General features: G+C 41.7%; 19 protein-coding genes and 1 tRNA gene. 4 read left to right on the forward strand and 16 right to left on the reverse strand.

What is annotated here, in order from left to right; genetic code table 11:
* Positions 1–21 precede the first annotated feature (21 nt).
* On the reverse strand, positions 22–1,245 hold the full coding sequence (locus MST18_RS10550; protein ID WP_180133643.1) for an alpha/beta fold hydrolase: 1,224 nt from the start codon (positions 1,243–1,245) through the stop codon (positions 22–24).
* Between the two features lie 625 nt (positions 1,246–1,870).
* On the opposite strand from MST18_RS10550, the gene MST18_RS10555 reads away from it, so the two are divergent.
* From MST18_RS10555 to MST18_RS10570, 4 genes are all read left to right on the forward strand, one after another.
* Positions 1,871–2,569 carry a 3'-5' exonuclease gene (locus MST18_RS10555; protein WP_180004204.1) on the forward strand — a complete coding sequence of 233 codons (699 nt, stop codon included), beginning with the start codon at positions 1,871–1,873 and terminating at the stop codon, positions 2,567–2,569.
* Positions 2,570–2,657: 88 nt separating this feature from the next.
* Positions 2,658–3,377 (forward strand): hypothetical protein, encoded by a 720-nt coding sequence (locus tag MST18_RS10560; RefSeq protein WP_180102980.1) that lies wholly within the window; start codon positions 2,658–2,660, stop codon positions 3,375–3,377.
* A gap of 217 nt (positions 3,378–3,594) precedes the next feature.
* Positions 3,595–3,951 carry a hypothetical protein gene (locus MST18_RS10565; RefSeq protein ID WP_180133644.1) on the forward strand — a complete coding sequence of 119 codons (357 nt, stop codon included), beginning with the start codon at positions 3,595–3,597 and terminating at the stop codon, positions 3,949–3,951.
* Positions 3,952–4,117: 166 nt separating this feature from the next.
* Positions 4,118–4,411 carry a hypothetical protein gene (locus MST18_RS10570; RefSeq protein WP_111885765.1) on the forward strand — a complete coding sequence of 98 codons (294 nt, stop codon included), beginning with the start codon at positions 4,118–4,120 and terminating at the stop codon, positions 4,409–4,411.
* Positions 4,412–4,469: 58 nt separating this feature from the next.
* Here MST18_RS10570 and MST18_RS10575 read toward each other — a convergent pair whose 3' ends face one another.
* The 15 genes from MST18_RS10575 to lldP all read right to left on the reverse strand — a co-directional run bounded on the left by MST18_RS10575 (position 4,470) and on the right by lldP (position 23,791).
* A complete protein-coding gene (locus tag MST18_RS10575; RefSeq protein WP_078189132.1) occupies positions 4,470–4,682 on the reverse strand; it encodes a hypothetical protein in 213 nt (70 codons plus the stop codon).
* Between the two features lie 532 nt (positions 4,683–5,214).
* Positions 5,215–6,489, reverse strand: a complete 1,275-nt coding sequence (locus tag MST18_RS10580; protein WP_180133645.1) for a Glu/Leu/Phe/Val dehydrogenase — start codon at positions 6,487–6,489, stop codon at positions 5,215–5,217.
* Positions 6,490–6,510: 21 nt separating this feature from the next.
* Complete coding sequence (gene hutG / locus MST18_RS10585; RefSeq protein ID WP_180094797.1) at positions 6,511–7,437, reverse strand: formimidoylglutamase; 927 nt, start codon at positions 7,435–7,437, stop codon at positions 6,511–6,513.
* Between the two features lie 313 nt (positions 7,438–7,750).
* Positions 7,751–8,953, reverse strand: coding sequence for an imidazolonepropionase (hutI, locus tag MST18_RS10590; RefSeq protein WP_180133646.1), 1,203 nt, complete (start codon positions 8,951–8,953; stop codon positions 7,751–7,753).
* 68 nt (positions 8,954–9,021) lie between these two features.
* Positions 9,022–10,443: an amino acid permease gene (locus MST18_RS10595; RefSeq protein WP_180121785.1), complete on the reverse strand. Its 1,422-nt coding sequence runs from the start codon at positions 10,441–10,443 to the stop codon at positions 9,022–9,024.
* A 74-nt stretch (positions 10,444–10,517) separates the two neighbouring features.
* Positions 10,518–12,050, reverse strand: a complete 1,533-nt coding sequence (gene hutH / locus MST18_RS10600; RefSeq protein ID WP_180094791.1) for a histidine ammonia-lyase — start codon at positions 12,048–12,050, stop codon at positions 10,518–10,520.
* A gap of 86 nt (positions 12,051–12,136) precedes the next feature.
* Complete coding sequence (gene hutU, locus MST18_RS10605; RefSeq protein ID WP_180133647.1) at positions 12,137–13,810, reverse strand: urocanate hydratase; 1,674 nt, start codon at positions 13,808–13,810, stop codon at positions 12,137–12,139.
* 213 nt (positions 13,811–14,023) lie between these two features.
* Entirely contained in the window at positions 14,024–14,638 is a 615-nt protein-coding gene (locus MST18_RS10610; protein WP_180133648.1) for a HutD family protein, read from the reverse strand.
* Positions 14,635–15,378 (reverse strand): histidine utilization repressor, encoded by a 744-nt coding sequence (gene hutC / locus MST18_RS10615; RefSeq protein WP_180133649.1) that lies wholly within the window; start codon positions 15,376–15,378, stop codon positions 14,635–14,637. The genes MST18_RS10610 and hutC overlap by 4 nt, the downstream gene beginning before the upstream one ends.
* Before the next feature lie 406 nt (positions 15,379–15,784).
* Positions 15,785–15,874 (reverse strand) — tRNA-Ser (locus MST18_RS10620).
* Between the two features lie 87 nt (positions 15,875–15,961).
* Positions 15,962–17,998, reverse strand: coding sequence for an NADPH-dependent 2,4-dienoyl-CoA reductase (locus MST18_RS10625; RefSeq protein ID WP_180121782.1), 2,037 nt, complete (start codon positions 17,996–17,998; stop codon positions 15,962–15,964).
* Between the two features lie 182 nt (positions 17,999–18,180).
* Positions 18,181–19,872, reverse strand: a complete 1,692-nt coding sequence (dld, locus tag MST18_RS10630) for a D-lactate dehydrogenase (protein ID WP_180133676.1) — start codon at positions 19,870–19,872, stop codon at positions 18,181–18,183.
* A gap of 318 nt (positions 19,873–20,190) precedes the next feature.
* On the reverse strand, positions 20,191–21,345 hold the full coding sequence (gene lldD, locus MST18_RS10635; RefSeq protein WP_078192909.1) for an FMN-dependent L-lactate dehydrogenase LldD: 1,155 nt from the start codon (positions 21,343–21,345) through the stop codon (positions 20,191–20,193).
* A 2-nt stretch (positions 21,346–21,347) separates the two neighbouring features.
* Positions 21,348–22,091, reverse strand: coding sequence for a transcriptional regulator LldR (gene lldR / locus MST18_RS10640; protein ID WP_078189144.1), 744 nt, complete (start codon positions 22,089–22,091; stop codon positions 21,348–21,350).
* A gap of 32 nt (positions 22,092–22,123) precedes the next feature.
* Positions 22,124–23,791 (reverse strand): L-lactate permease, encoded by a 1,668-nt coding sequence (gene lldP, locus MST18_RS10645; protein WP_180133650.1) that lies wholly within the window; start codon positions 23,789–23,791, stop codon positions 22,124–22,126.
* Positions 23,792–23,845 lie beyond the last annotated feature (54 nt).

Consider the following 23,845-nt stretch of genomic DNA (forward strand, 5'->3'; position numbering starts at 1 on the left):
CATTATTTAAGTCAAATCAACTTATTGATTTGGCATGAGAGTCTCTACATCTTGCACAAAATTTGCCAGATTATCGGTATAAATAGTAAGATGATCCGCTGTCGCTTGCTCACGATAGTCAATCGATGTTCCCGGCTTAGCAAGGCTAATCATAAATTTAGTCGCATCTGCTGGAATGGTCTGATCGGCTTTACCTTGATAAATGATGATCGGCGTTTTCACCGCTGTCGTTAAAGGCTGTGAACCTTCACTCATAAAGTTTTGGATTGGCTTTAAAGTTAAGAAATCAGACTGCGTGCGGCCATAGTTATCCAAAGTCGTGTTCTGACTCGCATAACTGAGCATGTCATCTTGAATTAACTTGGTTAACTCGCCTGAACACACTGTTTCAGCCTGAGGTGCAATCGCAGCCAGATGTCCACTAAATACTTTTGAATATTCCACACTGTTTTTATGCCCTTGCATACCCGCAATGATCTGCGCAGTAAAACTGTCTAAAGGTGCATAAATCATACTTTGCACGGTTGCAGGTTTACCTACAGCTAACTTCTCGCCTGCGTCAAGAATGAGCGCAAGATTATTTGCAGGTGCTATGGCAATCGTTCCCTTATAATTTAAGTCAGCACGCGATGCGAATTCAGCTGCACCTAATACGGCTTGACCACCTTGAGAATGTCCGATCGAAAGCCAATCCTTCGACACCGTTTTACCTTGACTGGTTAAGTAACTTCGAGCTGCGACAACGGCATCGGTAATCGAAAAGGCTTCACTTTTTAGATTCAGATAAGGATGGGTTTCACGTCCACTAGGTTCCCCTAATCCTTCATAATCGGGTGCCACAACGACATAACCCTTTGCCAATAACATTTGCAATAAATATTCAGTGCCTTGCAAACCTTGTCGGCTCGGAGCGCATTTATCAGCCACACCGGTCGTTCCATGTGCCCAAGCCACAATTTTCCAACCACCTGCCGGAGCAACTGTTTTTGGGGTAAAGACTAAGGCTGTGGCTTGAACAATTTTGCCATCTACTCCTAGCATTTTATAGGTCATCAATCGGCTGTCTGCACTCACAGCAGGCATATTGTCTTGACTATAGGCTGTTGTAGTTACCACCGGATTTTTGATCTGATTGAGATCAGCATTTGTTTCAGGATTACTAAATTGTTGGTCATTACTATCATTACCGCAGGCTGCTAAAAATAGCATACTGCTGACTAAAACCGTTAAACGCAGCATTTTCATTCCATGATCCTTTTGTTTGTTGTTTTAAAGTCAATTTTTCATTGAATATGAATCATTAAATACATGGAACAAACTTTTGTACAAGCCTAATTTTTAAGCAACTACTCTTATTTTAATTGATCAAATTAATATAGAACTAAAACTTTGTTTTAGCTCGATATGTATTAATAGCATTCAAATACATCAGCCACCCCGATCTCAGAAAAATGGCTGAACTTATATTTCTGATCATTGGATACAGATTGGGCTATTTTTCGGAGGTTAAAGCAAAATGTAAAATCAACAAAAATGCTGTACCCCCTGCCAACTACACAAACATATGCACAAAAGTAAAGCCGAAAAACCACCATGCCATTGATCGTGAACATACTCTAGTGCTTAATCCACTTAGCGACATTTTTGGATATCACGATGGACAAAAGCCTTTAAAATAAGTCGATTTAGAAGATGGTTTAGCTTTATCCCGCTGTAAAGGTTTTATTTCGGCAGATGCGATAAAAGCAGATTATTTAAACACTGCGCAGCCATCTTCATAATATTCCTACAAATAATCACAGCATGGGTTTGTCAGTGTGGATGTGATCATGTACATTCATAAACATTATTCAACATGCTGGAACTGGACATGCAAGCCATCATTCTCGACACAGAAACCCATACACTAAATGGACAACCCATCGAGATTGCCTATGCTCCAATTCAGGTGGCAGATGCCAAAATCACCTTAGATAAATCTAAAATTTTTGATCAACTATATCGTTGTGATGAAGCTATTTCTTTTGCAGCGATGGCTGTTCATCATATTTTAGAATCAGATCTTGAAGGTCAGCCCCACTACAGCAGTTTTGAACTCCCATCAGAGACGACATATATCATTGGGCATAATATCGACTACGATATTCGAGCGCTCGAAAAATGCGGTGTAGATAGTTCAAAAATCAAAGCCATTTGTACCCTTGCGCTAGCTCGTCGAGTATGGCCTGATGCAGAAGCGCATAATATTTCTGCCTTGATATATATGATCACCAAAGGCAGTGAAAAAGCCCGTGAAATGATCCGTAAAGCTCACCGCGCAGATATGGATATCATTTTAACTGCCAATATTTTGATGCATATCGTCCATCACTTAAAAATCAATAGCATCGAAGAATTATACGAAGCTTCGGAAGATGCTCGCATTCCACGCAGTATTAATTTTGGTAAACACCGTGGTACCGCAATTGCAGAATTACCTGCAGACTATGTGCAATGGCTATTACGTCAAGATGACTTAGACCCTTATTTGCGTAAAGCTTTAGAAAACTCTGCTGTCATCACTCTATAAATCATTGATTATTTAATATTTTCTTAATATTACTGTCATTATCACTGCATAGGATTGCCTTAATTCTTTTGAGCTATGGAATTAAGGCATGTTCAACTATCAAAAAACTGAGCTGGGTTTTCAAACTTTAAAAGACCGACAGCTCGCATTAAATGCAAGACAACGTCGTCTGCTACTCTTAATTGGTAGTGATGACTTTAACCAAATGCCAGTGCATTATCAGCAGCGGATTGCTGAAGCGACATTGCTCGAGCAACTGATGGATCTTGGGCTGATTCAGCCAATTACAGCACATGATCATCAACGTCTTCAAAACTCCGATTTTTCTGCTTTTAATACACCTAAAATAGCGTCAACAAAGACATCCGATCGCATAGCGCAAGAAAATGTCACACTTGATAAAATTTCAATGCCAACGATGGAAGTTCCTCATACTCATTCACAGCACGAAATAACTGACTCCCTGCCAATGGATGCAATTGGCTTTATACCCCATCAATTTAATCAAGCCATACCTGAAAACATAACATCAAACAACCCTGTATTAGCAGAACAAATCATTGATTTCATCGAACATGATTTTGATGAGTTACAGAATTTTATGTGCAGTTACTTACAGCGTTATTGTGGGCTGATGGCAAAAAAATTAATGCTTAATATTCAACAGGCCACGGACATTGCAGAATTAAAAGCCTGTCAGATGCAATGGATAACCTGTCTAAATGAATCCAATATTCAACCTAAACTCTTACAACATGCATTACAGCAAATTAATTACAGTATAAAAAATCTGCAACAACTGGTTTGACTTAGAGACTTTTCCTCACTTCTCATTCAAAAAACAACTTAATGAGGTGAGTTATTTTTCACACACATCAATATAAGAAATTGAATTTTATTAACTTTATTGATTCACTTATTTCTTTTATGGTTTTAACTACTGTTTTATACGACCTTCCCCTAATGTCAATCAACAGTAAAAAATCGCAAGAATAAAACCGACCTCCTAGCGTTTGAGCATGTCAATGTCACAACAGTTTTGTTTAGAATTTGATTCTTTCGATAATCCTATGCAACTCAGCAAAATTGGCAATTGGGTGTTTACATTCTTAACCTCACCAGACGAATTGCCTAATGTTCAATTGGCCATTACCTATGTCTTGCCACGAAAAATTAGTGATGAATTACAGCCTAGACGTGTGGTCATTCAAAATACAGCCATTGAAACAATTTGGCGTATAGAACAAGTTGAATGCTTCAACAGCCAAACAAACCAAGAACTCACCTTTATAGCAGCTGAGCCACAAGCTCAATTGGTTTTAAGCAGTATCATTGAAGAGTTTGCCCGTTATGATGTCCCGCTTGTATTCAAGCCTCTTTAATTTAAAGCGAATTCCAACTTATTTTTCATAAAGATTTAAGCTATCTCAATGATTTAAACAAAGTCACCTAGATAGACATTAAATGAAAAATAATCCATACAGATTATTGTTGCTTAATTCATATACACTATTCCTGCTCAATAATTTTTGACCATGGATAATAAAAATGAATTTAGCCAATTATTCTAATGATCAGGCACTCATCCTTTTCAACCTATATAGCAGCCTAGAACAATGTCTAGATGCGATTGGACATCTACATCTTGGACCAAAACTGGTGCTGACCGACCATGATGTATCAAAAGATCATATGATCGTACAACGCTTTCAAGCTGGTGTTTTAACTCAAGAAATCCAAGTGCGTAAACAAGACGTTGAACTGTCTTCTAGCAATCCGATGACGCGCTATCAGTTACTGTCTTATATTTTGAATCAATTTAAAGCAGATCAAACAGCTTAAATTTCAATCTCTAAAAATAAAAAACTCACCATTAAGGTGAGTTTTTTATTCATTCAATTTAAGCTTCTAAAAGCTTGTAAATACTGTCCGATTTTTGACTTTCAAAAAGTAATTCGATACTGGGTAGGATGATTTCACCTGCAATAATGATATGTTCAATGCGATGAAACAGCGCTCTTGAATCTTCTTCTGAAGGATTACGCACCAAAGCTTGTGCTTCATAAACCTGACTAAATTGGTCCTTCACTTTAATATCGATCATCTGTGTCATAGTGACGTCTCTACTTGTTTTAATAATTGAATTTTTTATATCACACCTTTACGCAACAACCTGCTTTGTAAATGTTAGATTTCATGGCAATGTAAACTTATTTTACTTTAGTAAATATATATCAATAACATAGGTTGACTATTTAATTATTGTTTGACAAAAACACTATATTTTCACATTTTGAAAGACATTAAAAAGCCCGCATTGCTGCGGGCTCTATGTTGGAAGGCTAGTGCTGATTTCTTGTCTGTAATATTCAAAAACATCTTAAATATTACTAAACTCAACGAGCTGTCATTGATCCGTCCAACCTATTAGTAGCGTCTTGGTTATGACCTACTGTGATTTCAATATAGCACTTTTTTACCCCTTGCCAAGAGGGCGTGACACTTCTAAACATTTGATCAAATAAAATACAATTGAATATCTCATCTTGTAAGCACATAATATGTTCGCAACTGGACGGCTTAACTGATATTTACACAACCGTTTGTTTTGTAAAACATAAATAATTTCAAATACCGTTAAATGTTTAGCCGGGGAATATTCCGCGCTCTTTACGTGCTTTCAAAATACGTTCACAGGCTAAAATATAAGCTGCGGTTCTTAAGGAACAGCTATTCTCTGTGGCACATAACCATACATCTTCCACAGCTTGTACCATCAGTTTGTCTAAACGGTCATTAATTTCGGCTTCGCTCCAGAAATAACTCGCCATATCTTGCACCCATTCGAAGTAACTGACTGTCACACCGCCTGCATTACAAATTACATCTGGCACAATCGTAATTTGACGTTCAGTTAAGATATCATCCGCTTCAGGATAGGTCGGTCCGTTTGCTCCTTCCAAAATCATTTTGGCTGTTAAACGCTGGGCACGTTCTACTGTAATCTGACCTTCTAACGCTGCAGGAATGATAATGTCCGTCTCAACATCCCAAAATGCTTCATTGTCAATTTTGTCTGCACCGCTAAAGCCTGCAACGCCTTGGGTTTCCTGCACATAAGTGTGTAGAGCATTTAAATCTAGTCCACTTGCGTTATAAATCGTTCCGGTATGATCTTGAATACAGACAATTTTCGCATTCGATAAATAAAATAAATTGGCTGCTTCACTACCGACATTACCAAAACCTTGAATGCTCACTTTGGCATCTTCGATATTCAAACCGATTTTTTCTGCTGCCTGACAGCCTGTAATATACACACCGCGACCTGTAGCCTTTACACGGCCTAAAGATCCACCTAAATGTACAGGCTTACCTGTAACCACGCCAGTAACTGTATAACCTTGACCCGATGAATAGGTATCCATCATCCAGCCCATAACATTTGGATTTGTACCTACATCTGGTGCAGGAATATCCTTTTGCGGCCCAATAATATGTGCAATTTCACTGGTATAACGACGAGTTAAACGCTCTAGCTCACGTGCTGAAAGTTTACGCGGATCGACGCGCACACCCCCCTTTGCACCACCAAAAGGTAAATTTAACACCGAGGTTTTAATGGTCATCCACGCTGAGAGCGCCATCACTTCGTTTAATTCAACTTCTGGATGAAAACGGATACCGCCCTTGCCCGGTCCACGTGAAAGGTTATGCTGTACACGATAGCCTTCAAAGTGCTGAATAGATCCATCATCCATAATAATCGGCACATCGACAATTAAGGCACGTTTTGGACGTTTTAAAGTATCGACATAATCGGCCAGATCTTCACTTAAATAAGGCGCCACGCGGTCTACCTGTGCCAAAAAAGTTTGCCATGCACCATTGCCGCCATTAGCGTAAGAGAGATTAGACATTATTGTTCCTGTATTTTTAAATTATTGTGGGTTAAATATATAACTGTAGGCAATGAACGCTGCAAGTCTTGCAGTCATTGCATCCTGATCGTATTTTGGATTGCATTCTGCAATGTCCAACAGCTTGATTTTTCCACTGCCCTGAATATGCCGCATCAGCTGTTCAAATATTTTTAAATCAATGCCTCTGACTGCAGGCGCACTGACACCGGGCGCAATTGATGCGGCAAAAACATCGAGATCGACCGTGACATATAGCCAATCGACCTCTTGTATAAATTGATCAATTTTAGATAAAACATGTCCCAGCTGAGCTGCTTCAAGCTCATGATCAAAAATACACTGACTGCCTAAACGCGCCGCTGTATCAAACAACTTTTTGGTATTGGAATGCTGTGCAGCGCCAATGCAAAGATAGTGAAAAGATTTAGCGTGCTGTTCGCTGAGCTGAGCCGATTGTAAAAACGGTGTGCCAGAAGTCGCATGCACGTCTTCACGTAAATCTAGATGCGCATCAAAATTGATAATGCCGATGTTTTTTTCTGGATGCGTATTTTGTGCATATTGGAAAATGCCGCTAAAACTGCCAAATGCGATCTCATGTCCACCGCCAAACACGATTGGTTTTAAGCCTTGCTGTAAAGACATTTCGACTTGTTCGGCCAAAGCAGCTTGGGCATTTTCCAAGTCACCATTGGCACACACCACTGTACCCAGGTCACGAATTGAAACTTGTGAGTGCACAGGCAAATTTGCCAATTGTTTACGGATTAAATCCGGTGCTTCTGCTGCGCCGATACGTCCACGATTGCGGCGCACGCCTTCATCTGAACTGAAGCCTAAAATCGCAAATTCGGCTGAATCGGATTGATTAACGGTGTGGAAAATACGCCGATGTTCTGCGCCTTCTCCATCCTGCCGCCCTTGCCATTGAAAAGAATGATCCATAATGAATACCGTCTTTAAATCTTCAACACTTTAAAATAAAAAACTCAGGATTAAAGCGAAGCTCAAGCCTTGGGTTTAAAAATTGAATGACACTAGAGTTCTTTGAAAAAAATGATCATTAATCAGTATTTAAATTATCAATGAAAATCCCTTCTCCCTTTGGGATGAGGAGTATGCTCCGCAAGAGGATGAGGAACTTTAAGCATAAAACAACCTCTCCCTAACCCTCTCCTGAAAGGTGAAGGAACTAACATCATTATTTTTAAAAGTTCTAAAAATCATTTATGAAAGAAGTCTCCTATTCCATTCAAACCTAGATCTGTACCTTCTGGCCTTTATAGATCACTTTTTGATTTAGATCGCCGCCTAGCCAATAGTTAATTTCAGAAGGATGCTGAATATCCCACGCTACAAAATTGGCGAATTTTCCAGCCTCTAAACTGCCATGCATCTTGTGTAAACCAAGCGCTTGCGCAGCATGAATCGTGACTGCCGCCAAAGTTTGTTCTGGCGTCAAACGGAACAAGGTACTGCCCATATTCATCATTAAACGTAGTGACAACACAGGAGAAGTTCCTGGATTCAGATCTGTCGAAATCGCAATTTTCACCCCATGTGCGATTAAGCTTTCTATGGGCGGAAATTGTGTTTCTCTAAGCAAATAAAATGCGCCCGGTAACAGCACGGCAACAGTGCCTGAGGCCGCCATAGCTTTCACATCATCTTCAGTCATATATTCCAAATGATCTGCAGATAACGCGTGATACGTAGCCGCTAAACTCGAGCCGCCTAAGGCAGACAACTGTTCAGCATGCAATTTAACGGGGAGATTCAATGCTTGTGCGGTTTGAAAAACACGTTCGACTTGTTGGGGGCTAAAAGCCAAATGTTCACAAAAAGCATCCACCGCATCAACTAAGTTTTCAGCATGCAGCTGCGGCAACATTTCACTGCAGATGTAATCAATATAGTCATCGCTGGCATTTTTAAATTCTGGCGGTAAAGCATGTGCAGCCAAACAGGTGCTTCGTACCGTCATTGGTAAAGCTTCACCTAACTGACGAATCACTTTCAGCATTTTGCGCTCATTGGCTAAATCCAGCCCATAGCCCGATTTAATTTCAATCGCCGTGACGCCTTCACGCTGCAAGTATTGAATCCGCTTATAAGCAGATCGAAACAGCTCAGCTTCTGTCGCCTCGCGTGTTGCGCGCACCGTACTGGCAATGCCGCCGCCATTTTTCGCAATTTCAGCATAGCTCACACCTTGCAAACGCTGCTCAAATTCAACACTGCGGTTGCCACCAAATACGCTATGGGTATGACAATCGATGAGTCCGGGAGTCACCCAAGCACCTTTCAGATCAATGCGTTCTACAAATTCTTCATTCGGAATTTCACTGTGCTTGCCAATCCAGTGGATCAGTTCACCTTCTGTAACGATTGCTGCATCTTCAATACTGCTGTATTGACCATTCTGCATGGTCGCAATATGACAATTCAACCAAAGCTTCATTGTTGTATTTCCTATTCCGCCGCAGCATTTGCCTTGACGGAAACATGTATAAATTAAGAAGTGTTATATTAAGAGTTGGATTCAAATTGCTGTGCAGTAGAATTCGCCTGATTCAAGTTCATTTTTGGACGTACTTTGACAATGTAGGCAATCCATAGAATCACTAGCCAAGCTGCACCTACATAGATTGCAGGTCGAGAGTCTGGGAAATACGCAATGATGCCTAATACAAACAACATGAAGACCACTGCAAATGCAGGCGCATATGGCCAGCCCACAATAGGGAAATCTAAAGCTTTAATTTCTGCTGTAGATAATTTGCGGCGCATACCCATTTGTGACAGCAGAATCATTAGCCACACCCATACCGTCGCAAAAGTCGCAATTGAAGCAATAATCATGAATACATTTTTAGGAATCAGGTAGTTCAATACGACACCGACTAGAAGTACGCCGGCCATCACCACAACTGTCATCCACGGCACACCATTTTTAGACAGCTTGGTAAATACTTTCGGTGCTTGTCCGTCTTGCGCCATGCCGTACAGCATACGTCCCGCACCAAATACATCACTGTTAATGGCCGACACTGCTGCTGAAATCACCACGATATTTAAAATCGTAGCAGCAGACCCAATCCCGAGATTTTCAAAGATTTGTACAAATGGGCTGCCCTGCGTACCAATTTGGTTCCAAGGGAAAATCGCCATGAGCACAAAAATAGTCAGCACATAGAATAATAGAATTCGAACAGGAACAGCATTAATCGCTTTTGGAATAGATTTTTTCGGTTCTGCTGTTTCGCCAGCAGTAATACCAATAATTTCAATACCGCCAAATGCAAACACCACTACAGATAAGCAGGCAATCAAGCCGCCAATGCCATTTGGCATAAATCCGTCATGAATCCATAGGTTTTGTAAGCCCGAAACTGCTGCACCATGATCTGAATGGAAGCCATAAAGCATCAGACCGAAACCTCCAATAATCATGGCTATAATGGCGGTGACCTTGATAATCGATAACCAAAACTCTAACTCACCAAAGACTTTGACATGAATTAAGTTAATTGCACCTAAGAACATAATCAGCGAGAGAATCCAGATCCATCTCGGTACATCGGGATACCAAAAGCCCATGTAGATACCGAACGCCGTGACATCAGCCAAGGCCACGATAATCATTTCAAAAACGTAGGTCCAACCCGTGGTAAAACCTGCAAACGGACTGATGTATTTACTTGCATAATGGCTAAATGATCCTGAAACAGGATTGTGTACAGACATTTCACCTAAAGCGCGCATCACGATATAAATTGCGATACCCGCAACAATATAAGCAATCAGTACTGATGGCCCTGCCATTTGTATGGCACTTGCCGAACCGTAAAATAGTCCTGTGCCAATCGCGGAACCTAAAGCTAAAAATCGGATATGGCGGGTATTGAGTCCCCGCTGTAAGGTAGAACCCTGTGATGCTTCTTGTGACATTTTGATCTCCAATCCATGAGGAAATTTTTATTTGATCGGGCCACTTCATGTGACCCTATTTATCAATCACAAACTTATTTTAGACTTGGTAATAAACCTTCTAGGATCAATGCGTTTAAGCATCCACTTGCAAGCAATTCACTCGCTTGTTCAATATCTGGCGCAAAGAAGCGGTCTTCGCTGTAGTAAGGCACTTGATCACGCAGCACTTTGCGCGCTTGTTCTAATTTTACAGAACTTTTTAAGCCTTTACGGAAATCAAGACCTTGACATGCACCTAACCATTCAATAGCTAAAATACCGCGTACATTATCTGCCATAGACCATAAACGTTTGCCCGCATTCGGCGCCATCGATACATGATCTTCCTGATTGGCAGAAGTTGGCAGACTGTCCACACTCGCAGGATGTGCCAATGCTTTGTTGTCACTTGCTAAGGCAGCTGCAGTCACTTGCGCGATCATAAAGCCTGAGTTCACGCCGCCATTTTCAACCAAAAACGGTGGAAGCTGTGACATGTGCCGGTCCATCATCATCGAAATACGGCGCTCAGACAGTGAACCTACTTCTGCAATAGCCAAGGCTAAATTGTCTGCTGCCATTGCTACAGGTTCAGCATGGAAGTTACCGCCAGAAATCACATCGCCTTCTTTGGCAAAAACGAGTGGATTGTCAGATACCGCATTGGCTTCTATTTCAAGCACCTCTGCCGCTTGGCGGATTTGAGTTAAGCATGCACCCATCACCTGTGGCTGACAGCGCAGCGAATACGGATCTTGTACCTTTTCACAATCTTCATGCGAATGACCAATTTCACTTTCGTCAGTCAATAGATCACGATATGCAGCAGCTACATCAATTTGACCGCGCTGCCCTCGTACTTCATGTACACGTGCATCAAATGGTGAACGTGAACCAAGCATTGCTTCTACACTTAAACCGCCGCATACAGTTGCAGCTGCAAATAAATCTTCTGCTTCAAATAAACCGCGCAGCGCATAGGCTGTAGACACTTGTGTACCATTGAGCAGTGCCAAGCCCTCTTTTGCTGCCAATGCAATCGGCTCTAGACCTGCGATTTTCAAAGCTTCAACAGCTGAAATCCACTCGCCTTTATAACGCGCTTTACTTTCACCTAGTAAAACCAATGACATATGTGCAAGCGGTGCTAAATCACCTGAAGCTCCTACAGAACCTTTTAAAGGAATATGCGGATAAACTTCAGCATTAATAAGTGCCAAAAGCGCTTCAATGACTTTTAAACGAATACCTGAAAAACCGCGCGCCAAACTGTTGGCTTTGAGCAGCATAATCAAACGCACCATTGAATCATCGAGCGCTTCGCCTACACCTGCGGCATGCGATAAAACCAATGAACGCTGTAATTGCTCTAAATCTTCTTGCGCAATTTTAGTTGAGGCCAATAAACCAAAACCTGTATTAATGCCGTAAGCCGTGCGGCCTTCACGAATAATTTGCTCAACACAATCGACACTGGCTTGAATGGCTGGAATGGCCTGCTGATCTAGCTTAACTTTGATCGGCTTTAAAAATGCTTCACGTAATTCTGCTAAATTAAGTTTGCCTGGTTGAATTAAAAGTTCCATGTGTACAGCCCTGTTTCCTATTTTTTATGCGCTGCTGACTCATCAGGAGAGAGTTGAGATGAATCAGCAGTTGTCCTTTTTACGGCTTAGCCAGTAATCATCGGCAGATTTAAGCCCTGTTCTTTTGCACAGTCAATTGCTATATCATATCCAGCATCTGCATGGCGCATTACACCTGTCGCAGGGTCATTGGTCAGCACTCTCGCAATACGTTCTGCTGCTTCGTCTGTACCATCACACACAATTACCACACCTGAATGCTGTGAAAAGCCCATGCCTACGCCGCCGCCATGATGCAATGATACCCAAGTTGCACCGCCGGCTGTATTGAGCAAAGCATTCAGTAATGGCCAATCTGATACTGCATCTGATCCATCTTGCATCGATTCAGTTTCACGGTTTGGACTAGACACAGACCCCGAGTCTAAGTGGTCACGGCCAATCACCACGGGTGCAGATAGTTCACCTGTACGTACCATTTCATTAAATGCCAAGCCAAGTTTTGCACGCAGGCCTAGACCTACCCAGCAAATACGCGCTGGCAAACCTTGGAATGCGATTCGTTCACGCGCCATATCTAACCAATGATGCAAATGCTCATCATCTGGAATCAGCTCTTTCACTTTTGCATCAGTTTTGTAGATGTCTTCTGGGTCACCAGAAAGCGCAGCCCAACGGAAAGGACCAATACCGCGGCAGAATAATGGACGAATATAAGCAGGTACAAAACCAGGGAAATCGAATGCGTTTTCTACGCCTTCTTCTTGCGCCATTTGACGGATATTGTTGCCATAGTCAAAGGTTGGAACGCCCATTTTTTGGAAGTCCAGCATCGCTTGAACATGAACAGCTATAGATTGCTTCGCGGCTTTTACCACTGCATCTGGTTCAGATTGCGCGCGTTCACGGTATTCTTCCCATGTCCAGCCAATTGGCAGGTAACCATTTAATGGGTCATGCGCACTGGTTTGATCCGTCACCATGTCTGGATGTACACCGCGGCGTACCAGCTCAGGTAAAATTTCTGCAGCATTGCCCTGCAACGCAATTGAAATGGCTTTCCCTTCTTTGGTATAGCGCTCAATACGTGCTAAAGCGTCGTCTAAATCGGTTGCTTGCTCATCTACATAACTGGTACGTAAACGGAAATCGATGCTGGCTTGCTGGCATTCAATGTTTAAAGAACACGCGCCTGCCAAAGTTGCAGCCAATGGCTGTGCACCGCCCATACCGCCTAAACCTGCGGTTAATACCCAACGTCCTGTTAAGTCACCGTTGTAATGCTGACGGCCTGCTTCTACAAAAGTTTCATAAGTACCTTGCACAATGCCTTGGCTGCCAATATAAATCCATGAGCCTGCTGTCATTTGACCATACATCGCCAAACCTTTGGCATCCATTTCATTAAAATGCTTCCAGTTTGCCCAATGTGGTACAAGGTTTGAGTTTGCAATTAATACACGCGGTGCATTTTTATGGGTTTTGAACACCCCTACTGGCTTACCAGACTGAACTAGCAAAGTTTCGTGGTCTTCTAAATCTTTTAAAGTTTCAACAATTTTGTCATAGCATTCCCAGTTACGCGCTGCACGGCCAATCCCGCCATACACCACCAATTCTTTTGGGTTCTCTGCGACATCTGGATCCAAATTATTCATCAACATGCGTAGCGGCGCTTCTGTTAACCAGCTTTTTGCATTTAACGTTGTACCGCGAGGGGCGCGAATTTCTACATCACGAAATTTTGTAGTTGTTGTCACCGTTGGACTCCTTCCATTCAACAATCTGTTTTTTCTAATGACATCCCTTCAGCACTAATACAAACATGTGCTTACTTGTATATACATGTACATATAATATGCATGTCTACCGATCTTTGAAAAGACCTCACTATTGAAAAAAGTGAAATTAATATATAAACGAATGTTTTAATTGATTTTAAAGTTTGATGACTTTAGTTGTAGTATGAAAATTTATGCGATATATTTGGCATTTTTAAAGACGTCAACTGAATAAAATAGCTCAATGAAACAGCAATCCTTCGCTGTATCTTGTGGTAATTCGATCTTTAATGTTTCATCTTGATTGGCAATTTTTAGACATTCAAATGCTGCCAAATGATACATTTTTTCATGAATGGAAATCTGTAACTGATCTGCCATATTAAAGATCAGGATGTCTTGTGCTGCAGATAAAACCGTCTGTTTTTCACACCCTGCCATCCTCTGCATACGTGGCCTTACTTTTTGTGCATTGTAAATCAGGTTCAAGTCACGAATGGGCCCATCGATTAATTGGCAAAATACTGCTAACTCGCCATCAAAGGAAAATAAGTCACGTGCGCAAACATCGACATGTGATTGCTTGGCAATTTGCAGCCGCATTCCAGCACCAGATAGCGTAGAAATAATGCGCTTTTTCCCTTCAAAATAAGAAAAATCACCATCATTTTCCACATCCGCCATAGACACACGCCAATCAAAATCATCTTTAGCTAAGCTAGATTGACGTGCAATTTCAAAGGTAGAACCTAGACCATTTTTCCATGGCATTTTTTGATAATCATGCAGCTTCAATACTTGAATCATTGCACGAATTTTCCTTCCAAATAATAACGGCTGCCCGGATAAGTTAAGCGTGCACTAGAAATTAATTGTTTATTTGACCACGTACGGCGACGTATAAGCAGACACGGCTCTTGTTTGGTAATTTTCAGCCATTTGCATTCCTGCGCATTGGCTAAAACGGCTTCTACTATGTGTTCACCTTCATTGACCGGTGCCTGCGCCATTAAATAGGCATTGGGGGTAAGCTTGCTAAAGTCCTGCTGTAAATAGTCAGGGATTAATGCTGCATTCACCAAACGGTCTTCAATTTGTACAGGTACTTCATTTTCATAATGAATAATGATGGAATGAAAAAGTGTCTCGCCTTCTTTGGTTTGCATAAACAAGGCTTGCTGTACATCCGCCTGTACTTTTTCTAGTTTTAGAACTTCAGCACGATGAATATGGTTCCGTGCCACAATTTCATCTGCAATATTATGAATTTGAAATAAGGCCGAATGACCTTGGCCTTCTGCAACAAATGAGCCGACACCTTGTACGCGTACCAAAACTTTATCAGTAGTCAACTCACGCAAGGCACGATTGACCGTCATACGACTGCAATTGAGCAATTTAACCAATTCGCTTTCAGAGGGAATTTTGTCATTGACTTTCCATTCGCCGCTGTAAATTTTGCTTTGAATGTACTGCTTCACTTGTGCATAAAGCGGTGATGGCGCTTCTATCCCTTTTGTTGCGTCTAAAACTGAGTTTGATAACATCTGCTTCTCTTCGATCACAATGTTTAACTATTCATTGTTTGTTTATTCATTTATATAGATCAACAATCTAGCAAATGTAGACCTAATTTGGTTTCTAAGATAACAATACTTAATCATTAGAATAATAAACAGTATAAGCCAAAACCAACTTGTATATACAAGTGTTTTAATTCATCTTTAAAATAAAGAAATCGACCTTGAATCTAACTCATCTTTTATAAACTTAACTAAAGTCATTTCGTTTTAATAATTTTTTATCGCCTGCTCGGTTTTACCCCAACTAATTCTATATCCAGTTTTTTGAAGTTTACTTTTTATTCTTTGACAACTTTTATATATAAATAACTTTCATTCAAAAAATTTGCAAAAAAAAGCCCCTGTATCACTACAGGGGCTTTTTTGAATTTGGCGGAAGCGGTGAGATTCGAACTCACGGAGGACTCGCGCCCTCGTCGGTTTTCAAGACCGGTGCATTAAACCGCTCTGCCACGCTTCCATGTGCGCCATAATACGGAGGTTTTACTCATCTGACAAGTAAAAATTACAACTAAACCTTTCAAATGAATATTGTTTCGCCAAATCCTTAAAGTTTAGCTGCAAGCTCCGCACCTTCACGTATTGCGCGTTTTGCATCTAACTCTGCTGCTAGTTTTGCGCCACCAATAATATGGTAATTGGCAAGGGTTTTCTCACCCTGTTCTGGCATCAAATGCTTTACCGATTCCTGACCTGCACAAACGACAATCGTATCTACACGTAATAATTGATCATGCCCTTCATATTCAACCCAAAGACCTTCATCAGTAATGGCTTTGTATTGAACACCACGCAGCATACGAACCGCATTTTTCTTTAATTGTGCACGATGTACCCAGCCTGATGTTTTACCTAACCCAGCACCAATTGCAGTTGTTTTACGTTGTAATAAGTAGATTTCACGAACAGGAGGTTCGAGCTCAGCAGCCTGCATACCACCTTCTGTTATGTAGTTTGGATTTGGATCAACACCCCACTCCCGCTGCCAATCCGCTAAAGGCATTGGTTGTGGCTGATGTGGTGGTTTGAGTAAAAATTCAGATACATCAAAGCCAATGCCGCCTGCACCAATCACAGCAACTTTATTGCCCACAGCTGCGCCTTTCAGCACTTCTGCATAAGACAAGACATTCGGTGCATCACTACCTTCAATTTTTAAGCTGCGAGGAACCACACCTGTTGCAATAACAACTTCCTCAAACCCTTCACGTTCAAGCTGTTCACGGTTTACACGCGTATTTAAACGCAAATCCACACCCGTTTTTTCGATTTGAACTTTAAAGTAGCGAATCGTTTCATGAAATTCTTCTTTGCCGGGAATGACTTTTGCCAAATTAAATTGACCACCCACCTCTGCACCAGCTTCAAATAATGTCACCGCATGGCCTCGGCTTGCCGCAACCGTAGCTGCAGACATGCCTGCCACGCCACCACCGACGACTGCAATACGCTTCGGTTTTTTGGTCTTTAAATAAACCAATTCAGTTTCATATGCCGCTCGTGGGTTGACCAAACACGTCGCACGCTGATTTTTAAAAGTATGATCTAAACAGGCTTGGTTACAGGCAATACAGGTATTGATTTCATCGACACGGTTGGTCGCCGTTTTATTTACCCAAAATGGGTCTGCCAAGAATGGACGCGCCATTTGCACCATATCTGCCTTGCCTGAAGCCAAAATTTCTTCAGCTGTATCTGGCATATTGATACGGTTGGACGCAATGACAGGGATCGCAACATGTTTTTTGACTTCAGCGGTATAGTCCACAAACGCTGCGCGAGGCACTGAGGTCACAATTGTCGGAATACGTGCTTCATGCCAGCCAATCCCCGTGTTCAGCAACGTCACACCTGCTGCTTCCAATGCTTTAGCAACAGTAATGACTTCTGCCATGGTGTTCCCATCATGAACCAAATCGAGCAATGACAAACGGAAGCAGATAATAAATTTCTCACCCACTTCAGCACGTATCGATTTCACAATATCAACTGCAAGGCGCATACGATTTTCAATTTCACCGCCCCAACGGTCTGTCCGTTGGTTGACATGACGGCTTAAAAACTGATTCAGCAAGTAGCCTTCTGAACCCATGATTTCAACACCATCATAGCCGGCCTTATGTGCAAGGCTTGCCGTTTTGACGTAATCATCAATGGTTGAAAGAATTTGTTTGTCCGTTAATTGACGTGGTTTAAAAGGTGAAATCGGAGATTTAATCGGACTTGCTGACACTGCAAAAGGCTGATAGCCATAACGCCCAGCATGCAAGATTTGCATTAAAATTTTGGCACCATGTTTATGTACTGCATGGGTCACCAAGCGATGTGGAGCAATATCACCTAACGTATTCATGGTACCGCCAGCAGGTAACAGCCAACCTTGACGGTTTGGCGAAATACCGCCTGTAATAATCAGGCCGACACCACCTTTCGCACGCTCACCAAAATAAGCCGCAAGCTTAGGATAATTATAAAAACGATCTTCCAGCCCACTATGCATGGACCCCATCACGACACGGTTTTTAATCGTGGTAAAACCCAAATGTAAAGGCTTTAAAATATTTGCATAGCTAGTCGTTGTCATGCTGAATCCTTATTTTGGCTTTGCAACTTGTTGCATAACACTTTAGCGGTTTTTTTATATTTTGGGATGACAATTTAGAAAATATTCTTCGTATTTATAGTCAATACCTCCTAATATATAAATCCTCGAACCATAAAAAAAAGCCGTGAAGTTTCACATCACGGCATGTTGTTTTTAAAGCATTATTTCCAATGTTTCAGCTTGCTGGTTTGTCCAATCCCCACATTAAAGCTATTAGTCGGATCCAGCTTTTGATAATGATTTTTTAATGCAGGCTTCGCGACATATAAATGTCCAACATTGTGTTCTGCAGGATATTCAGCGCCACGATCATCGAGTAAATGCCACATTGCATGTTCCATTGCCAAAGGGTCTACACCTTTTTTCACAATATAATCTTGATGAAAAACATGACAAAGAAAATGTCCATAATAGAGTTTATGGATAATTTGCTCATCCATGGCTTTCGGCAAAGTTTCCACCCATTCTCGATCATTGCGACGTAATGCAATATCCAATGCAACAATGTCTTCCACTTCTGAACGATGCGTATCACGATAACGAATGGCAGCTCCTGCCACCGCAAAACGATGTAAAAATGCCTTACGACCTTCTTCATCCGTACATTTAAAATAATTGCCTGAGGTTTTATCTAAAAAATACATTTTCAAATACGCATCAACTTGATCAACATCCTGATTTTCAATACGAATCATCAAATGATGTTCATATAAATCACGAAATTCATTCATACGTTTTGGCAGATGATTCGGCATAAATTTAGTGACGAGTTGTAAAACTTTATCCGATAAACCTTGCAAACCCAGTTTTTCTAAATAGCCATCGACTTTATCTTTCATGGCAAAAGCAGCAGGAACTTTTGCGGTGCCGAATTTTTCAATAAATACAAAAGAATCTTTACCGTATTCAGCCCCAATATCGTATGCCACGCGATGAATGTACTCACCCGCAATCGGGAGGCGTGCAAGATCTTTTAATAGAAAACGACGAATTTCTGTTAAATCATCTTGCGAATTGGTTCCCACATAAAACACCTGACTAGGAATTTTTTCAAAGGTATCTAAACGTACTGCAAAGACGCAGACCTTACCTGCTGAACCCGATGCTTCAAATAGTCGACTCGGATCTGCATTAAAACGTGCAGGTGTATTTTCATCGACTTGTTTAACGTCATGTGAGTAGCGTTGATCTGATGCACAGCAACTTGAATTATTCACAATGTCATTGATTTGATAATTTTTATTTTCCAGCGCTGTGAGGATTTCTTCAGGCGTATTGCCAAGATTGACACCTAGATGATTGACCAACTCTAACTCACCTGACTCATTCACTCGTGCATACAGTGCAAGCTCTGTATAGGCAGGACCGCGGCGCACCAAAGCCCCCCCTGAGTTATTGCACACGCCGCCCAAAACCGATGCCCCAATACATGAAGAACCAATCACCGAATGTGGTTCACGATTATATGGCAGCAAATCTTTTTCAAGTTTGTCTAATGTCGCACCCGGTAGACAAATCACTTGCTTGCCTTCATTAATCACTTGGATGCCAACCAAACGACGTGTACTTATCAGCACCACAGGACGGTCATAGTCATCACCAAAAGGCGTTGAACCACCTGTCAAACCAGTATTGGCGGCTTGCATAATCACAATACAATTTGCATCCACAGCAGCTTGCAACACATGCCATTGCTCAAGTAATGAGCCCGGTGTAACCACAGCTAAGACCTTTCCTGCACCATAACGACGACCTTGGCGGTATAAACGTGTGTCTTTATCTTCAGTTAAAACGTGTTGCTTACCGACGATGTTGATGAGGTTTTGAATGGTTTGTAATGATTGAGTTTGCATGCTCGTAGAATTTTCCATTTTCATTATTTTCTCTCCTCGCTAAAGAGGAATTGCATTGTTATGCAATGAAAAAATATTGATTTAAATAATTTAAACAACGTAGGTTTATTTGCACATATCAAAAGTTTTTAGTCATTGTTATTAAAATCTATAATGAATATCCCTTCTCCCTTTGGGATGAGTAGCAATGCTACACAAGAGGGTTAGGAGAATTAATCAATAAATACCTCTCCCTAACCCTCTCCTACAAGGAGAGGGAACTTTCATTGTTAATTTTTTTGATGACGAATAACTTTCCCAAGAGATCTATTCAAAAAATCACCCAGCCAACTCTTTCTCTAACTTCACCAAACAATCAGATGTAATATCCGCAATGGTTTTTGCACCTGTTAAGGTCATCGCAACACGCATTTCTTTATCAATCAATTCTAGAAGATTGGAAACACCCTCACCACCTGCTGCACCGAGCGCATAAACAAAGGCGCGACCGAGCATACAGGTATCCGCACCCAAAGCCAGCATACGCACCACATCTAAACCATTTCGAATACCAGAGTCCGCAAGGATTTTAATATCGCCTTTTACTGCATCTGCAATTGGCGGTAATGCACGCGCTGATGATAAAACCCCATCGAGCTGACGGCCACCATGGTTTGACACCACAATGCCATCTGCACCAAAACGCACTGCATCTTTGGCATCTTCAGGGTCAAGTATGCCTTTAATGACCATCGGGCCATCCCAAAATTCACGAATCCACTCAAGATCTTTCCATGAAATTGATGGGTCAAAGTTATTACCCAACCAGCCGATATAATCTTCTAAACCTGTTGGTTTGCCCAAGTATTTTGAAATATTCCCTAAGTCATGCGGACGACCTAATAAACCCACATTCCACGCCCAGTGTGGGTGGAAACACGACTGCATATAACGGCGCATGGCAGCATTTGGGCCGCTCATCCCCGAGTGTGCATCACGGTAACGTGCGCCCGGAACAGGCATATCCACGGTAAACACCAGAGTTGAACAGCCTGCTGCTTTGGCACGTTCTAAGGCATTTTTCATAAAGCCACGGTCACGTAGCACATATAACTGAAACCACATGGGACGCTGAATCGCTGGCGCCACTTCTTCAATTGGACAAACTGAAACGGTAGACAGCGTAAATGGAATGCCCTTTTTATCTGCGGCAACGGCTGCTTGAACTTCACCACGACGTGCATACATCCCGGTTAAACCCACAGGTGATAAAGCTACAGGCATCGATAAGGTTTCATTAAACAGTTGGGTTTCTAGACTCAGCTGTGACATGTCATTCAGCACACGTTGACGCAACGCTATTTTTGATAAATCTTCTACATTACGCTTTAAGGTATATTCGGCATACGCCCCGCCATCGATGTAATGAAATAAAAATGGCGGTAAACGACGACGTGCCGCTTCACGGTAGTCATTGGCAGAAGAAATAATCATGCTTATATCCTGTTTAATCGACTGGCACGCTGACGTCGAGCTTCTTCTTCATCAATCATACGCACCTGTTGTACTACAAACTCAATGTGTCCACAGACTGCTTTACGTGCAGCTTCAGGATCACGACGTTCAATTGCATTCATGACTTGAAAATGCTGATCATGCAATTGATCAAATCGGTGTGCTTCGCTATAAACTTTTCGACGACCTAAAACGACATTAAATTGCAACAGATCAAATAGACCACGCATCATCTGAATCAACACTAAATTGTGTGAAGCTTCAGCAATTGCTAAATGAAATTTGGCATCTGCACGCGCTGCTTCATCGTCATTGCCTAAAGCCTGAAAATGATTGATCTGATCATAATAATGTCGGATATGTGCCAAGTCCTCTGCTGTAGCACGTTGTGCCGCATACCATGCAGTACCACCTTCTAAAATAATGCGCGCCTCTTGCACATCAAAACGGTAGGCAGGGTCTTCACTAATCAAACTGCTGATGGGCTGCACAATTTGATAACTCGACCATGTTGCTGGTAATTGCTTTAAAAAAGTCCCCGCACCGACTTTACTGACCAACACGCCCATGCTGGTCAATTGAGAAATCGCTTCGCGTAAAGAGGTGCGTGAGACGCCAAGTTGTTCACACAGTTTCCGTTCAGCAGGCAGACGATCTCCAACTTGCATATTGCTTTCTTCAATCAATACACGAAGACTTTGAACAGTTTTATCAGAGACTTTCATCTGCTTTCCTTAACGTTGTTACACAATGCGTGTTATGGAATCATCCAAGGGAACACATAAGCTTGTAGGGTGATTAAAATCCCCATCATGATTGTGAACGTTATACTGTGTTTTACGGTAAAACGGAATAAATCAGACTCTTTACCTACCAAGCCAACTGCCGCACATGCAATTGCAATGGACTGGGGTGAAATCATTTTTCCAGTCACACCACCACTGGTATTAGCAGCAACCAGTAATACTTCTGGCACACCAATTTGCTGTGCAGTGGTTGCCTGTAATGCAGCAAATAGTGCATTGGCTGACGTATCTGAACCCGTGAGGAAGACACCAAGCCATCCTAAAAATGGTGAGAAGAAGGTAAAGGCTTGACCTGTATGCGCAAGTGCTAATGCCAATGTTGCTGACATCCCTGAATAGTTGGCGATAAATGCAAAAGCCAAGACCATTCCAATCGAATAAATTGGAATTTTTAATTCATTAATAGTTTCACCAAAGGTCACAATCGCTTCTTTCGGCTTCATTTTTAAGAAAATAATGGTAATGATCGCAGCAATGACAATTGCCGTACCTGTTGCCGAAAACCAATCAAATTTATAGATGGCATCATAGTCCTTCATTTCAGGTACGACTGGCGGCATCTTTTGAACTAATTGGTGTAAGAATGGCACTTTGATCGAAATAACCATGTCATGCAGCGCGCCATCTTTGGTAAATAAATCCTTAAACGGTTTAATACTCCAGATCGTAACCATCATCGTTAAGATCGCAAATGGCGACCACGCTTTTGCAATTTGACCTAAGCTATATTTTTGCTGTTTTTGTGCAGCAACATCTTCACTCATCGTCGCATCTTGATCTGCAAAGCGGAAAATATGTTTAGGCTGCCAATATTTAAATAAAATCGTTAATGACACTAAAGAGGCAATCGCCGCGGTAATATCTGGTAATTCAGGACCGACAAAGTTCGAGGTTAGGTACTGTGCAATCGCAAAGCTACTCGCGCCAACCACAACTGCAGGCCAAGTTTCCTTCACACCGCGCCAGCCATCCATAATCGCCATAATCCAAAACAGTACAATCGGCACCATAAATGGCAGCTGTCGACCAACCATCTGACTGATTTCCATCGTATCAACACCAGACACTTGCCCAGCAACGATAATTGGAATACCCATCGCACCAAAAGCCACTGGCGCAGTATTGACGATCAGACAAAGACCTGCCGCATATAAAGGCTTAAAGCCTAAACCTACCAATAGTGCTGCAGTAATCGCCACAGGGGCACCAAAGCCCGCCGCACCTTCGAGGAAAGTACCGAAAGCAAAGCCAACTAACAGCATCTGTAATCGTTGATCTTCAGTAATGGAAAGAATCGAAGAACGGATGATGTCAAACTGCCCTGTTTTGACTGAAATTTTATACAGGAACACCGCACCAATAATGATCCATGCAATCGGCCATAAACCATAGAAGAAACCGTAGACCATCGAAGCCAATGCCATAAGCGCAGGCATGTCATAGGCAAATAAAGACACCAAAAGTGCCAGTACAACGGTGATCGTACCTGCCACACTGCCTTTTAAACGAAATACAGCAAGCGCCAAGAAAAAAAAGATAATCGGAATGAGCGCAATTAAACTTGATATCCATATATTCCCCATTGGGTCATATATTTGCTGCCATTGAAGCATTGTCATCTCCTTGAAATGCTTACTAAGATTTAATTATTGAGCAATATCAGCATGTGGTCT

The organism is Acinetobacter sp. YH12068_T (assembly GCF_024606005.1).
Taxonomy (GTDB): Bacteria; Pseudomonadota; Gammaproteobacteria; order Pseudomonadales; family Moraxellaceae; genus Acinetobacter; species Acinetobacter amyesii.